Consider the following 14,652-nt stretch of genomic DNA (forward strand, 5'->3'; position numbering starts at 1 on the left):
GTACTTTGATCGGCTGGGGGTGCCAAGGCTGTCCTGACCTCAAGCGCTCGAACCGCCCGGTGCGGACCCGCATGCCGGGTGGTGTGGCAGGGGTGCCTCCCATCAGGGAGGCCCCCTATGCCGATGGGGGTTGGGAGAAATGGGCAGCGTTTGGCGACGGTGTCGGTCACTCAAACACTCTAACTTTTCAGGGAAAAAGGCTCAGCTTGGCCTTTGGGGCGCATCCGCACCTTTGGTGACCGGATGCCCATTTTCCCAAGTCACCACGTACTGTCCGAGTTTTTGTTTTTTTTCCAGATTTTTGGAAACAGCATCTTGCAGTGCTTTGAGCATTGTCAGTGCTTGTGGGCTGGGCGTGGTGGATGTGATGATCATGGACGGGCTTTCTGCAGGAGTGCTTGGTAATGTTCCGGATGAACGATGTTACGCAATTTACCTTCTTGGTCAAATACAAGTTCGGGCACTGGCCCCGCATTGAGATAGCAACGACAGGTATCGGTTTGTGTGCTGAACAGGTCGAGCAAGTTGGTCAAACTTCGCGCAAATCTGCGTTCGATGTCTTCAGATGGAATGTTGTGACCTCCATGTGCAACGCGTTCCGCCACACGCCATTTCGACATTTCCATGCTGGGTAAAGCGAGGTAAATCAATTCCACTCGCCATTCATCCGCCTTGAGTCGGTGAATGAGCTTCAGGTAGCTACGACCAGCAAGAGTTGTTTCAAATGCAAAATCCTCTCGCATTTGAATGCTGGCTTCAATTTCTTTCAGGAAGAGCCTGCTGGCGGCGAGTAATTACCGTTCAGGAGCGAGGGGCGATAAACCGGCTGCAATCAAGTCAGCATTGACGAAGCGTGAACAATGCGCCACTTGAGGCAGGTATTCCAACGCGAAGGTTGTTTTTCCAGCCCCATTCTGACCCGCAATGATCCAGCAAGTCGGCATCAGCTTAAGCGGCTGCGGTGCCGCGCAATCTGAATCCGCACCTGCGCAGGCGCTGTGCCGCCCAAGGTGTTGCGGGCGTTCAAAGACCCTTGCAGGCTGAGCGGCCCAAACACATCGGCTTCGATGCGGTTGTCGAACTTTTGCAGGGTTTCGAGTGGCAGCTCTGACAAGTCCACGCCCAAGCCTTGCGCGGTCTTGACCGCATGGGCCACCACCTCGTGCGCATCGCGGAAGGGCAGGCCTTTCTTGACGAGGTAGTCGGCCAGGTCCGTGGCGGTGGCGTAGCCCTTCTTCACGGCCGCTTCCATGGCGGAGGCGTTCACTGTGATGCCGCCTTCTTTTTTGCCAGTGGCCGGGTTGACCTGGCCGCCCACCATTTCGCTGAAGATGCGCAGGGTGTCTTTGAGCGTGTCCACTGTGTCGAACAGTGGCTCTTTGTCTTCCTGGTTGTCTTTGTTGTAGGCCAGGGGCTGGCCCTTCATCAGGGTGATCAGGCCCATCAGGTGGCCGACCACGCGGCCGGTTTTACCGCGTGCCAGCTCGGGCACATCGGGGTTTTTCTTCTGCGGCATGATGGACGAGCCGGTGGTGAAGCGGTCGGCAATGCGCACAAAGCCGAAGTTCTGGCTCATCCACAAAATTAATTCTTCCGAGAAACGGCTGATGTGCACCATGCAAAGAGAAGCGGCTGCAGTGAACTCAATCGCGAAGTCGCGGTCGCTCACGCCGTCCAGGCTGTTTTGGCAGACTTGTGGGTTCCCTGCTTCGTCGACCATGCCCAGCGTGCGGGCCACGCGCTCGCGATCCAGCGGGTAGGTGGTGCCGGCCAAGGCAGCGCTGCCCAGCGGCAGGCGGTTGGTGCGGCGGCGCACGTCGCTCATGCGCTCGGCATCGCGGCTGAACATTTCCACATAGGCCAGCAGGTGGTGCGCAAAGCTCACCGGTTGCGCCACTTGCAGGTGGGTGAAACCGGGCAGGATGACCTCGACGTTTTGCTCGGCCACATCGACCAGCGACTTTTGCAGGTCGACCAACAGGTCGATGATCAGGTCCATCTCGCTGCGCAGCCACAGGCGCACGTCGGTGGCCACTTGGTCGTTGCGGCTGCGCCCGGTGTGCAGGCGCTTGCCCGCATCGCCCACCAGCTGGGTCAGGCGCGCTTCGATGTTGAGGTGCACGTCTTCCAGGTCCAGTTTCCATTCAAAAGCGCCGGACTCGATTTCTTGCGTGATCTGCGCCATGCCGCGCTGGATGTCGGCCAGGTCGCTGGCACCGATGATGTTTTGCGCGGCCAGCATCTCGGCGTGGGCCAGGCTGCCGGTGATGTCGGCTTGCCACAGGCGCTTGTCAAAGAACACGCTGGCGGTGTAGCGCTTGACCAACTCGCTCATGGGTTCAGAAAAGAGCGCGGACCAGGCTTGGGATTTTTTGTCGAGTTGGTTTGTCATAGGTGGGGGATTTTATCGGGCGCAGGCACCTTGGCCTGGCGTGGGCGTCGGATTCGCGCTTTGAGGACGATGGTTGATTCAAAAAAATTAACGTTGCGCCGCTGCCCGGTAGACCGCGTTCCGGTCGCGTTTGCCCACGGCGATCACCAGCACCAGAACTTGCTGGTCGCGTACCTCATAGACCAGCCGGTATCCGACGCTGCGCAGTTTGATTTTGTAGCGGTCGGGGTGGCCGCTGAGTTGGGATGCGGGCACGCGAGGTGCTTGCAGTCGTTCAGCCAGTTTCTTTTTCAGTTGTGTCCGAATGGCACCATCCAGCCGCTGCCATTCGTCCAGTGCCTCCTCCAGAAAAGCCAGCTCAAAGCTCATCAAGCTTGACCTTCACCACTTTTTGCCTTTTGCGGGCGTCGGCGATGGCGTTGAGCTCCATGTCTTCCAGCTGCGCCATCATGCTTTCGAACCATGCGGCTGGCACGCAATAAAAGGCAGGCTCGTTACGGTTGAGGATGGCCACCGGAAAGCCATCCCCTGCAGCCACCGTGCCCATAGGGTTGCGCTTGAGCTCCGATATGCTGGCAGCCGTTTCGGACAAAATTTGATGGGTCATGAACTGATCCGAGTGCTTTTAAAGGTACTCATATTAACGTGAAAGAACAACAACTGCAGACAAGCCTGTGCCTGGCCTCGGCGAAGGCCAGCGCCGTTGACCGCCACGTGTTCTGATCAGATTGGCCTGGTTATGAATTCGTGTTTGACCAACATTTGTATCCACCGTGGCGCATTTCGCGCCACCATCAAGGCTTCGTAGTCCACCGCCTTGTCAACGTAATGCGTCTTTTTGCTCAGCATCGCGTAAATCGTGCGCAGCATCTTGTGCCCCAGTGCCACGATCGAGCGCTTATGCCCCTTGCGCACCTTCAGCGCCTGGAACTTGTCCTTGAGCGCACAGCGACTTCGCCCTGCAGCCTGTGCAAATTCGCACAGCAACCGCCTGACCCAAGCGTTTCCCTTGCGAATCTTGCCGCTTTGGCGCTTGCCCGCCGATTCGTTGTTGCCCGGGCACATGCCCACCCACGAGGCTAACTTTTGGGCGCTGCCAAAGACGCTCATGTCATCCCCAATTTCCACCACCAGCATCGCAGCCCCCATCAAGTCAATGCCCGGCAGGGTCTGCAGCAGTCGCAAAGGCGCTGTGTATCCTGCTTCATCCAAGCATCGCAACAACTCCTGGTCAAAGCGGGCCATGCGTTGCTCCAACTCCTCAATGTGCGCCATGATTTCAGCCAGCACAAACCTGTGCGCAGCCGTCAGCTCTTCAGCCTGCAAAGCCTCAAATATCTCCTCACGGCTCGCTTTAAGGCGCTTGCTGGCCAGGTTGAGGATGTCGGGGATGCTTTTTTGCGCAATGATGGCCTTGACCATGGCACGCGCAGACTGCCCGTGCAGGTCCGACACCACCACGCCTAAGCGCACACCCGCATCTGCCAGGAGTTTGTGCAAGCGGTTTTTCTCGCTCGCCAGCATCCCACCGAGCTTTTGCCGCTGGCGTGCAATGTGGCGCAGGCTGCGCAAGTCAGCCTTGGCGATAAAGGACGCACGCAGCAGCCCCGCACGCGCCAGTGAGGCCAGCCACTGCGCATCGGCCACATCCGTCTTGCGACCGGGAACCATTTTGACGTGGCGGGCGTTGACCACCCAAGCGATGATGCCGACCGCTTCCAACGCCGCATACGGACTCTTCCAGTAAATGCCCGTGCTCTCCATGACCACGACTTGCGGGTTGAGGCTACGCACCCACTCGGCCAGCGCTTGGCGGTCGCGTTTGAAGCCGCCAAACTCGCGCCGATCGTGCGTGACGCAGCCGTCAGCGTGCTCAATGATGGCGCAGCCGGTAATTTTTGCTTGGTGTACATCCAAACCAATGACACGTTCGTACATAGGACCAATGTCCATCGAGAACCTCCATTCGATGAGTAAACTTCAACGTTGGAGGAGCCGGGGTACCTCACCGAGAGGGCTTGTCTGAGCTTTGTGCTCAGCAGCTCTTTTTAACGTCAGATCTCATCGGGTAACCGATGGAGTCAATTCGGGGTACGAGTCGGTGATGGCGTGCCAAGTTAGCTATCGGGGTTGTGGTCCCCAAAAAAGTTTCTCGGCATCTACCCTTGGCTCCTCCACCCTCAAGTTTCTTTCATCATTCGGGGCGTCGCTCTGGATTCATGACAGTTAGCTTCAAAGTCGCTGGCCACGAAATAGCCGCGCACGCGGCTGTAGGCGTTGTAAAACAGCTGTCGGTTCAGCCACTCAAAATCCATGGCCAGCGCAACGGCCTGGCGCACCCGAACGTCCTTGAATTGGTCGCGCCGCAGGTTGAACAAAAAGCCCTGAAAGTCCCCCGCGTTGCCATGCGGCAACTCGGCCTTGATCAGCTCGCCGCGCTCAAAGGCACGACCGGTGAAGGCCCGGGCCCACTCGCGGGCGATGAAAGACTGCATGTAATCGAACTCGCCCGCCTTGAAGGCTTCGAGCTGCGCAGTGCTGTCCTTATAAATCTTGTAGGTGATGCGGTCAAAATTGAACAAGCCTTTGCGCACGTTCAGGTCTTTGGCCCAATAAGCCGGGTCGCGCTCGTAAGTGATGTCCTTGCCAAACTGCACCCGGCCCATGCGGTAAGGCCCCGAGGCGATGGGCATGTCCATGACCATCTGATCGAACGGCTTGTAGTTTTTACCCTCCAGCCCCCATTTCTGGCTGAACACCGGCAAGCTGCCCACAATCAAAGGCAACTCGCTGTTGGGCCGCACAAAATCAAAACGGATGCTGCGTTCGCCCAGGACCGAGGCACCTTTGACCTCGCCAAAATAAGTGCGGTACTGGGGTGCGGCCTGCTTGCTGGTCAGGCGCTCAAAGGAATGGCGCACATCACTGGCCAACACCGGGTCACCATTGTGGAAACGGGCTTGCGGGTGGATCTGGAAAGTCACCGACATGCGGTCGTTGGCCACCGTCACATCGGAAGCCAGCAAGCCGTAAGCCGTGGTCGGCTCGTCCATGTTGCTCACCAACAAGGTGTCGAACATCATGGCCAGCATGGCCGGGGGCGCACTGCCCTTGAGCGTGAACGGGTTGTATTTGTCGAAGTTGGACTGACGGGTGGGCGGCACCAGCACAATCTCGCCGCCTTTGGGCGCGGCCGGGTTCACATAAGAGAAATGGGTGAATCCAGCCGGATAGCGGATGTCGCCAAACTGTGCATAAGCGTGGGCAGCCCAGGCGGAGCCCGACATGCAGAGCCAAAAGGCCAAGCAGCAGTGTGTCCAGAAAAAGGCCATGGGTCTTCGCATGCGACAATTCTGCCCACATTTTCCAGGAGTTGAAGACATGACTACAAAAACAGGATTTCTGTCGGGCAAAAAGCTGCTGATCACCGGCGTGCTGTCCAACCGCTCGATCGCTTATGGCATCGCCAAGGCCTGTCACGCTCAAGGTGCCGAGCTGGCCTTCAGCTACGTGGGTGAGCGCTTCAAGGACCGCATCACCGAATTCGCGGCCGATTTTGACTCCAAGCTGATTTTCGATTGCGACGTGGGCAGCGACGAGCAGATTGAAAAGCTCTTCACCGACCTGTCGGCCACCTGGCCCAAGTTTGACGGTTTTGTGCACGCCATCGGCTACGCCCCGCGCGAAGCGATTGCCGGCGATTTTCTGGACGGTTTGTCGCGCGAGGGCTTCAAGATCGCCCACGACATCAGCGCCTACAGCTTCCCCGCCATGGCCAAAGCGGCCTTGCCTTACCTGAACGACAAGGCGTCCGTGCTGACCCTGACGTATCTGGGCGCGATCCGCACGGTGCCCAACTACAACACCATGGGCCTGGCCAAGGCGAGTCTGGAGGCATCGGTGCGTTACCTGGCCGAGTCGCTGGGCAGCCAGAACCGGGGTCTGCGTGCCAACGGCATTTCGGCTGGCCCCATCAAGACGCTGGCGGCCAGCGGCATCAAGGGCTTTGGCAAGATTTTGTCGGTGGTGGCCGAAGCCTCGCCGATTCGCCGCAACGTGACCATTGAGGACGTGGGCAATGTGGCCGCGTTCATGCTGAGCGACTTGGCTGCCGGTGTGACCGCTGAAATCACTTATGTGGACGGTGGTTTCAGCCAGGTGGTGGGTGGCATTGCGGAGCCATCGGCAGCGGCTTGATGCCTGTTCAGGGACTGCGCTTTATAAGGCCTGGTCCCTGCTTTTTCACACACCGCCTGAGGCAAGGCGGGCGCTGCCCGGGCTCATCACTCGCTTCGCTCGCCAAATCGCCCGGTTCAGCGCCCACCTCACCTCAGGCTGAGTGGTTGTTCTTGGGGCCATAGGCCAGGTGAACGTGGCAGGACTGCTCGAACGCACGGACTGTTTCAACCATCAGCGGTTGGCCACTGGCCATAGATAGTGGGATAGAACAAACATCTCCTGGAATTGAAAAAAGCGGCAAAAGCCGCTTTTTTCAATGCTCCCCCGCAGGTGAGTTGGGGCCCTGTGCGGGGGCGATGTGGCAAAGCGAAGCGCCTCTGAGCCCCTGCACAGGGCCCCAACTCACCTGCCCTCCCCTCGGCCCCAAAGACCCAAGAGGCAAAAACCCACCGCAAATGCCTTAAGCCTTCACGCAATCCGCAAAGTACCGCTTCTTGCCATCGTCGTCTTTGATTTCCACCAAACCGTGGATATCGGTCTCAAAGCCAGGACACTTTTCGTTGAACTCGCGGGCGAACTTGAGGTAGTCCACGATCTTCTTGTTGAAGACTTCGCCGGGAATCAACAACGGAATACCCGGTGGGTAAGGCGTGACCAGGCCCACGGTGATGCGGCCTTCCAGGTGGTCGATTTCAACCCGCTCAGTCTTGCGCTGGGCAATGTGGGCGTAGGCATCTGAAGGGCGCATGGCAGGTGCCAGGTCCGACAAATACATCTCAGTGGTCAGGCGGGCGATGTCGTACTTAGCGTACATCTCGTGCACATGCTGGCAAAGATCGCGCAGGCCCATGCGCTCGTAGCGCGGGTGCTTCTGGCAGAACTCCGGCATGATTTTCCACATCGGCTGGTTCTTGGCGTATTCGTCCTTGAACTGCTGCAAAGCCGTGAGCAAGGTGTTCCAGCGGCCCTTGGTGATGCCGATGGTGAACATGATGAAGAAGCTGTAAAGGCCCGTCTTCTCCACCACCACGCCATGCTCAGTCAAGAACTTGCTGACGATAGACGCCGGGATGCCGGTCTTGTCGAACTTGCCATCCAGGTTCAGGCCAGGCGTCACGATGGTGGACTTGATGGGGTCCAGCATGTTGAAGCCGTCGGCCAGCTGTTGGCCAAAGCCATGCCACTTGCTGGCCTTCTTGCGGGGGTCGTTGCGCAAGATCCAGTCGTCCGCTCGGCCAATGCCTTCTTCGGCAAACTTTTCAGGGCCCCAGACCTTGAACCACCAGTCTTTGCCGTAATCGTCGTCCACCTTGCGCATGGCGCGGCGAAAATCCAGCGCTTCGGCAATGCTCTCTTCGACCAATGCGGTGCCACCGGGTGGCTCCATCATGGCCGCGGCCACGTCGCAGCTGGCAATGATGCTGTACTGCGGCGATGTCGAGGTGTGCATCAGATACGCCTCGTTGAACAACGGGCGGTCGAGCTTGGTGTTTTGCGCGTCTTGCACCAGCACATGGCTGGCCTGGCTGATACCGGCCAGCAGCTTGTGGATGGACTGCGTGGCATACACCATCGACTCTTTCGGCCGTGCACGCTTTTTGCCCATCGCGTGGTACGGACCATAAAACGGGTGGAAGGCTGCATGGGGCAGCCAGGCCTCGTCAAAGTGCAGGTTTTCCACATAACCATCGAGCATGCTCTTGATGGTTTCGGTGTTGTAGAGCACGCCGTCGTAGGTGGACTGCGTGAGTGTCATCACGCGGGGCTTGACCTTTTTGGGGTCCACGCCCTTGAGCAAGGGGTTGGCTTTGATCTTGGCCATGATGGCCGCAGGCTCAAACTCGCTCTTGGGGATGGGGCCGATGATGCCGAAATGGTTGCGCGTGGGCTTCATGAACACGGGCACTGCGCCGGTCATGATGATCGCGTGCAAGATCGACTTGTGGCAGTTGCGGTCCACCACCACCACGTCACCCGGGGCCACCGTGTGGTGCCAGACGATCTTGTTGGAGGTGCTGGTGCCGTTGGTCACAAAGAAGCAATGGTCGGCATTGAAGATGCGGGCGGCATTGCGCTCGCTCTCGCCAATGGCGCCGTTGTGGTCCAGCAACTGGCCCAATTCTTCCACCGCATTGCACACGTCGGCACGCAGCATGTTCTCGCCGTAAAACTGGTGGTACATCTGGCCCACCGGGCTCTTGAGAAAAGCCACACCGCCAGAGTGACCGGGGCAGTGCCACGAATACGAGCCATCTTCGGCGTAGTCGAGCAAGGCCTTGAAGAACGGTGGTTGCACGCCTTCTAAATAGCTTTTGGCTTCGCGGATGATGTGACGCGCCACAAACTCGGGCGTGTCTTCAAACATGTGGATAAAACCGTGCAGCTCGCGCAGGATGTCGTTGGGCAAATGGCGCGATGTTTTGGTCTCGCCATAGATGTAAATCGGTACATCGGCGTTCTTGCGGCGCACTTCGTCAATGAAGGCCCGCAGGTTGATGACGGCCGGGTCCAGATCGGGACCGGGAGAGAACTCTTCGTCGTCAATCGACAAAATGAAGGCGCTGGCGCGGCTTTGCTGCTGCGCAAACTGCGACAGGTCACCGTAACTGGTCACGCCCAGCACCTCAAAGCCTTCGCTCACGATGGCATCGGCCAGCGCACGGATGCCCAGACCGGATGTGTTTTCGGAGCGGTAGTCTTCGTCAATGATGACGATGGGGAAGCGAAATTTCATGGGCTTGCTCAGAGGGATGGGCTAAAGAAAGACAAACAGTCGCGAAGTTTAAGGACAAAACCCACCCACCATGGGCCTGTCACGCAGAATTCACAAAAAAACCAACGTGGCCGCGCCAACAGACAATGCTCAGCATTTGACTATCCGAGTCAAAACAGGCGTTTTACGCTGCTACAATACGACGCTTCGGAGCGGTGGATGAGTGGTTTAAGTCGCACGCCTGGAAAGCGTGTGTGGGTTAATAGCCCACCGCGGGTTCGAATCCCGCCTGCTCCGCCAAAGTTAGTTTTTCAGATGTTCTTAGATGTTCACTGAAGCACAATTAAGGCCCTGTAAGTCATTGATTTATAGGGTCTTTTTCTTTTCCATCGTTCTTTGATGTTCGCCACGGTTCGTGTCTAGCCGTGGAACGTTGGCGGTATTTTTGTCAGGCCACGCGCCAAAGCTGTCCCCACGGATCAGGATACGCGCACCAGATCACTGCTCAATTGCTGCATCAGTTGCCTCGCCTCGCTCAATGCCATGGAAGCCACGGCCTGTGCTGCAGGATGGTTGGACGAACGGGGCCAGATTGCAACATAGTCTGTATCGGGGAACTGCGGGTCTGTCCTTATTGCGACCAATTGTCCCAAAGCCAATTCCGACTTGACAAGCGCGGTAGGCAACACGGCAGCACCTATACCTTTGACGGCCATTTGAATTGATGTACCCAGGGAATTTGAGATCGTCAGCTGGCGAATGTTGTTTTGATGAACGCCAAAAAAGGCGTGAGTACGCGCTGCATTCAAAGTGCCTGGGGCATAAGAGATGATGGGCAACATACTCAGCTCAGCCGCCGAGTAGCTGTAGGACGACAGTGACACCAGCGCAGGCGATGCAACCCAGACCATGCTCAGGCTACACAAGGGCTGCGTTTGAAGTTGCATGGTGGTTTCGAAATGATTGGCCATCAGACAGATGTCAAGTTGGTCACTGGCCAGCAAGTCCAACTTGACGTTGGTGTCCGCTGTCAATATCTCCAAACGGACTTGGGGATGCCGTTCGCGCAATTGGTCGATGATGCCGGGAAGCAGCAGGTGCGCCATGCTGGTCGCCAGCCCAATTTTGACCACGCCTCCCAGCGCTTGGGACGGTCGATGGCGATTGACCATCGCATCATATTGATGAACGATTTCCTGTGCGTCGGTCACGAAGATCTGGCCCGCAGGCGTCAAGCTCACCTCGCGCCCCTGTCGCTCGAAGATTCGAAAACCCAGCTCCTGCTCCACCTGCTGAATGCGGCTGGAAATGGCGGGTTGCGTCAAATGAAGCCGTTCACCCGTGATGCGAAAGTTTTTGTAGTAGGCCAGCCAGACCACTGTCTTCAGGAAGCGGATGTTCATCTCGAGTCGATGGGATGGCCGCAAAGACCTTTATGGGTCGATAAAAACATTTGCTTGGACCCCAACTGTAGCGTGAACTAGCATGAGAACACTTCACTTGCCGAGGTCTACACAGCCCTCGGATTCATTTCATACTAGCACAGAGACCCTCATGAACACCTTGAAAACCAGCTTGGCTCGCCGACTGATGTGCCTCACGGCGGCGCTGATTGCTACAGGCGCAGCCTCACAGGAAAAGCCTTTTCCCAACAAACCCTTCACCATCTTGGCCCCCTACGCCGTAGGGGGAACAGCTGATGTGCTGGCACGCATCGTCGGCGATGTGTTGCGTAAGGAGACTGGGCAACCCGTGATGGTAGATGTTAAGCCTGGCGCTGGCGGCTCCATCGGCGGAAAGCAGGTAGCCCGCTCTGTACCAGACGGCTACACCCTGCTGCTCAACTCCAGTGGCGTAAATTCGGTGGCGCCTGCGGTGTATAGGGACTTCAAGCCAGAAGAGATGCTCTCGCATGTGACCGTTCTGGTCGATGTTCCATTCGTATTTGTGGCCAACAACAATTTTCCCGCCAAAAACCTGCCTGACTTCATCAAGTACGCCAAACAAAAACCGTCAGCTGTACGGGTAGGCAATGCCAGCCTGGGCAGCCACGGCCACCTTACGCAAGTTTTGTTCGACAAAGCGGCCGGCATTGAGCTGAGCTCGGTGCCTTATAAGGGAAGCACGCCCGCCATCACCGATCTTCTGGGGGGGCATGTCGAAGCAGTTATCACGAACGTCGAGGCCCTCAAGCAATTTATCGATGCCAACCGAATAACACCGCTGTTCATCACCAGCAAGGCCCGCTCGTCCGCCTTGCCCCAGGTACCCACAGCAACCGAACTGGGCCTTCCCTTTGAGTCTGTCGCCTGGTTTGGCATCTCGGTCGCCAAGGGCACGCCACCCCAAGTCGTTGCAGCCCTTCACAGCATCTTGGCAAAGGGCTTCGATGACAAGGAGGTGCGAGCCAAGCTGCAACAGGTCGGCATGACGCAAGTACTGTCCACCCCCTCTGACACCACGGCTCGTCTGCAGGCCGAAGGCCGGGTGCTGGTCAAGGTGGCAGAGTCGCTCAACCTGCCTCAAAACTGAACCCGAACGCGAGGACTTCACGCATGCCTACCTATTCTCTCTGGATGTCAGAGCCCCAGTTTGCCTATGTTGAAATCGCCCATACCTGTGGAATCCGTCGGCTCGTGATCGATATTGAGCACGGACTGTTCCCATTGGGCGAGTTGGATAAATTTTTAGCCTTCACCAAGGCCAAGGGTATGCATGTGCTTGCTAAGGTGGCCGGTCCCCAGCCGGAAGCGATTCAACAGGCGTTGGACTGCGGCAGCGACGGCGTGATCATCCCGCACATCATGGACGTACATCAAGCTGCCGAGGTGTGCGCCACAGCCAAATTTCCACCACGCGGCAAACGCAGTTATTTCGGGGGGCGACCGGTAGGTTATCGCCGACCAGATGATTCGTTTTATGCGGCCGAAGACCGTCGCACACGCTGCTACCCGCTCATAGAGACCCCTGAAAGCCTGGCCGATGTGGAGGCCATTGCAGCCCTTGATGTGGTGGATGGTTTGTTTCCTGGCCCGAGTGACCTGTGCTTATCAAGCGGCAGGGGAACTTACCGTTTTGACGCCATAGACCAGGCTGCCATTGTCCGCTGCGCTCAGGCTGCGAAGCAAAACGGCAAGGACTGGATCATGCCCGCCTGGACCCCCGCCGAGCGTGCCCTGGCCTTGGCCCATGGTGCCAGTGAGCTTGTGGTGTCGACACAATTTGCACTCATTCGCAACGGCATTGAGGGCCTGCAGCGCACGCTCAAGGCCGAAGGGCTTGAGTAAACCTACCCCTATCGATTGAACCGAATCATGAAGCAAGAACTCCGAGTCTCCCTGGTCCAGACCAACTCCGGCCCTGATCGCAACGCCAACCTCGCCGACGCCACACGTTTGATGGAGGCCGCCTGCCTTGCAGATCACCCCGATCTCTTGGTGCTGCCCGAATATGTGGACTTTTATGCAGGTGAGAAGGAGGGCAAGATCACGCTGGCCCAGGATGTCCCAGGGGGTCAGGCCTACGAGCGACTCGCCGAATTCGCCGCGCGCCACAAGGTCTGGCTGCATGCAGGCTCTCTGGTTGAACGCATTCCCAACGAGCAACGGGTTTACAACACCTCGGTGGTCTTTGACCGCAGTGGGCGTGAAGTGGCCCGTTACCGCAAGATCCACATGTTCGATATCGTCGCGCCCGACGGCACAGCGTACCGCGAATCGGTTACCGTTAAACCCGGCGAATCGGTCATGACATACGACCTCGAGGGATTCAAGGTTGGCGGTGCCATCTGCTTTGACCTGCGTTTCTATGCCATCTTCGAGCAACTGATGCAGCAACGGGTGGACATCGTCGTGCTGCCCTCTGCATTCACACTGCAGACAGGCAAGGACCACTGGGAAGTTTTGTGCCGAGCCCGTGCCATCGAAACCCAAACCTATTTTCTTGCGGCGGGCCAAACCGGCACACACCTGATCAACGGGGAAAAGCGCATGACCTATGGCCACTCCCTGGTTTGTGACCCTTGGGGGCATGTGGTGGCCAAGGCGTCAGACGGGGTCGGCTTTGTGTCAGCGCGGCTGGAAAAGTCACAGATTGACCGTGCCCGCTCCTTGATTCCCATGCACGACATCAAAGGCATCCCATGTACACGGTAAAGGACATGCCCCGGCCGCTGTCTGCGGAACTGGTAAGCCTGATGCAGAGCGTTGAAACTGCCACTGTTGGTCACTGGCATCTGTATGGTTTCATGGACCCGGGCATGAGGCCACTCCTGGGGAGCAAGCGCGTGGTGGGCACGGCAGTAACGCTGGCCATCCCCGGAGCGGACTCGACCTTACTCCATCATGCCGCAGGCCTGTTGCGCCCGGGCGATGTGCTGGTGGTGGATCGCTTGGGAGACCAACGCCACGCGTGCTGGGGCGGAGGTGTTACGGTTGCAGCCAAGGCGGCTGGTGCTGTCGCCGGTATCGTGGACGGGCCTTGCACCGACCTGTCCGAGATCCAACAGTCGGATTTTCCAATGTGGTGCCGGGGTCTCTCGGCCATGACCACCCGGCTCTACAACCTGGGCGGTGGTTTGAACATTCCGATCAGCTGTGGTGGCGTGCCTGTACTGCCCGGCGATCTGGTACTGGCCGACGAAAGTGGTGTGCTGGTGCTTCGTCGTGAGGAGGCTTTTTCCATCGCCCAAGAGGCCCTGCGGCGCCAAGGTTTGGCCGTAACCAGGGAAGAAGCTGTTCGCAATGGCGCAAAGCTGGGGGACCTCACGGGTGCCAGCGCAAAAGTGAAGTCAGCGCCATCTTGATAGTCCCTGTGTGCATGCTGTCCTCACCTCCCGTCAAATGGAAAATGTCGACAAGTTGCACGACGTCATATGCAAACTGATGCAGTGCGCTGGCCGAACTTCGACCTGCAGTATGAATCCGTGAGAGAGGGTGGTCGGTTTCAGTCTGAATGGGCCGGTGCAACGGACACCCCCTTGACTGCTATGAAGAACTCGCGGTCACGGTCGCCTGCGCGCAGGCGAATAAGGACGTTTCGGAATTCATACATCTCGATCTTTCTGCGGCCCATCAGTCGCTCCTGAACAAAAGGTTCAGAAGGTAACGACGATGGGCCGGGTTCGAGTTGGCTGTTGAGCGCCGGCAGCTGGCTCCTATATGCTGAAAATCAGTTGGCCTGCAAGTGACGAAAACGCACTGGCTCGTATATGCCGAAAACGGGGTGGCTCCTAAATGCCGAAAACGGATTGGACTCAATATGGTGAAAAGTGACACGTTGCCCACTCGCCCTGTTTGGCAACGCCTTCTATACGGTTCTTGTTCATCGGCTCACGATTTACGCTCCACGCTTCCTTCCCACGCTCGGT

Annotated in this window: 13 protein-coding genes, 1 tRNA gene and 1 pseudogene; 6 read left to right on the forward strand and 9 right to left on the reverse strand. The window is 57.8% G+C overall.

Annotation, left to right across the window (positions count from 1 at the left end):
- Positions 1-201: 201 nt before the first annotated feature.
- The 7 genes and pseudogenes from B9Z47_RS18650 to B9Z47_RS04590 form a co-directional block, all read right to left on the reverse strand.
- Positions 202-375 carry a hypothetical protein gene (locus B9Z47_RS18650; RefSeq protein WP_199226262.1) on the reverse strand — a complete coding sequence of 58 codons (174 nt, stop codon included), beginning with the start codon at positions 373-375 and terminating at the stop codon, positions 202-204.
- Positions 372-773, reverse strand: a pseudogene (locus B9Z47_RS18840) (zeta toxin family protein); the annotation flags it as partial. The gene B9Z47_RS18650 and the pseudogene B9Z47_RS18840, both read right to left, overlap by 4 nt.
- A 170-nt stretch (positions 774-943) precedes the next feature.
- A complete protein-coding gene (gene argH, locus B9Z47_RS04570; RefSeq protein ID WP_108330099.1) occupies positions 944-2,392 on the reverse strand; it encodes an argininosuccinate lyase in 1,449 nt (482 codons plus the stop codon).
- 87 nt (positions 2,393-2,479) lie between these two features.
- The gene (locus B9Z47_RS04575) at positions 2,480-2,761 is read right to left on the reverse strand and encodes a type II toxin-antitoxin system RelE/ParE family toxin (protein WP_108330100.1); all 282 of its coding nucleotides are present in this window, start codon (positions 2,759-2,761) and stop codon (positions 2,480-2,482) included.
- A complete protein-coding gene (locus tag B9Z47_RS04580; RefSeq protein WP_108330101.1) occupies positions 2,751-2,999 on the reverse strand; it encodes a type II toxin-antitoxin system Phd/YefM family antitoxin in 249 nt (82 codons plus the stop codon). The genes B9Z47_RS04575 and B9Z47_RS04580 overlap by 11 nt, the downstream gene beginning before the upstream one ends.
- Positions 3,000-3,115: 116 nt before the next feature.
- A complete protein-coding gene (locus B9Z47_RS04585) occupies positions 3,116-4,345 on the reverse strand; it encodes an IS110 family transposase (protein ID WP_108330102.1) in 1,230 nt (409 codons plus the stop codon).
- Positions 4,346-4,572: 227 nt separating this feature from the next.
- A complete protein-coding gene (locus tag B9Z47_RS04590; protein WP_369911708.1) occupies positions 4,573-5,697 on the reverse strand; it encodes an extracellular solute-binding protein in 1,125 nt (374 codons plus the stop codon).
- A 76-nt stretch (positions 5,698-5,773) separates the two neighbouring features.
- Between B9Z47_RS04590 and fabI the strand changes: the two genes are divergently transcribed.
- On the forward strand, positions 5,774-6,589 hold the full coding sequence (gene fabI / locus B9Z47_RS04595; RefSeq protein WP_108330103.1) for an enoyl-ACP reductase FabI: 816 nt from the start codon (positions 5,774-5,776) through the stop codon (positions 6,587-6,589).
- A 442-nt stretch (positions 6,590-7,031) separates the two neighbouring features.
- Here the strand turns inward: fabI and B9Z47_RS04600 are convergent, their stop codons facing one another.
- Positions 7,032-9,305, reverse strand: a complete 2,274-nt coding sequence (locus B9Z47_RS04600; RefSeq protein ID WP_108330104.1) for an arginine/lysine/ornithine decarboxylase — start codon at positions 9,303-9,305, stop codon at positions 7,032-7,034.
- Positions 9,306-9,493: 188 nt separating this feature from the next.
- Here B9Z47_RS04600 and B9Z47_RS04605 point away from each other — a divergent pair.
- Positions 9,494-9,584: transfer RNA gene (locus B9Z47_RS04605), tRNA-Ser, on the forward strand.
- Positions 9,585-9,763: 179 nt separating this feature from the next.
- Here the strand turns inward: B9Z47_RS04605 and B9Z47_RS04610 are convergent.
- Positions 9,764-10,687: a LysR family transcriptional regulator gene (locus B9Z47_RS04610; RefSeq protein WP_108330105.1), complete on the reverse strand. Its 924-nt coding sequence runs from the start codon at positions 10,685-10,687 to the stop codon at positions 9,764-9,766.
- A gap of 151 nt (positions 10,688-10,838) precedes the next feature.
- Here B9Z47_RS04610 and B9Z47_RS04615 point away from each other — a divergent pair, with 151 nt between their 5' ends.
- The 4 genes from B9Z47_RS04615 to B9Z47_RS04630 are packed head-to-tail and all read left to right on the forward strand — an operon-like array spanning position 10,839 to position 14,088.
- On the forward strand, positions 10,839-11,816 hold the full coding sequence (locus B9Z47_RS04615; protein WP_158271616.1) for a tripartite tricarboxylate transporter substrate binding protein: 978 nt from the start codon (positions 10,839-10,841) through the stop codon (positions 11,814-11,816).
- A gap of 23 nt (positions 11,817-11,839) precedes the next feature.
- Positions 11,840-12,571: an HpcH/HpaI aldolase/citrate lyase family protein gene (locus tag B9Z47_RS04620; RefSeq protein ID WP_108330107.1), complete on the forward strand. Its 732-nt coding sequence runs from the start codon at positions 11,840-11,842 to the stop codon at positions 12,569-12,571.
- Between the two features lie 27 nt (positions 12,572-12,598).
- Positions 12,599-13,438, forward strand: coding sequence for a carbon-nitrogen hydrolase family protein (locus B9Z47_RS04625; RefSeq protein ID WP_108330108.1), 840 nt, complete (start codon positions 12,599-12,601; stop codon positions 13,436-13,438).
- Positions 13,426-14,088, forward strand: coding sequence for an RraA family protein (locus B9Z47_RS04630; protein ID WP_108330109.1), 663 nt, complete (start codon positions 13,426-13,428; stop codon positions 14,086-14,088). Before B9Z47_RS04625 ends, B9Z47_RS04630 begins: the two co-directional genes overlap by 13 nt.
- Positions 14,089-14,652 lie beyond the last annotated feature (564 nt).

The organism is Limnohabitans sp. 2KL-1, from assembly GCF_003063435.1.
In the GTDB taxonomy this organism is placed as follows: Bacteria; Pseudomonadota; Gammaproteobacteria; order Burkholderiales; family Burkholderiaceae_C; genus Limnohabitans_A.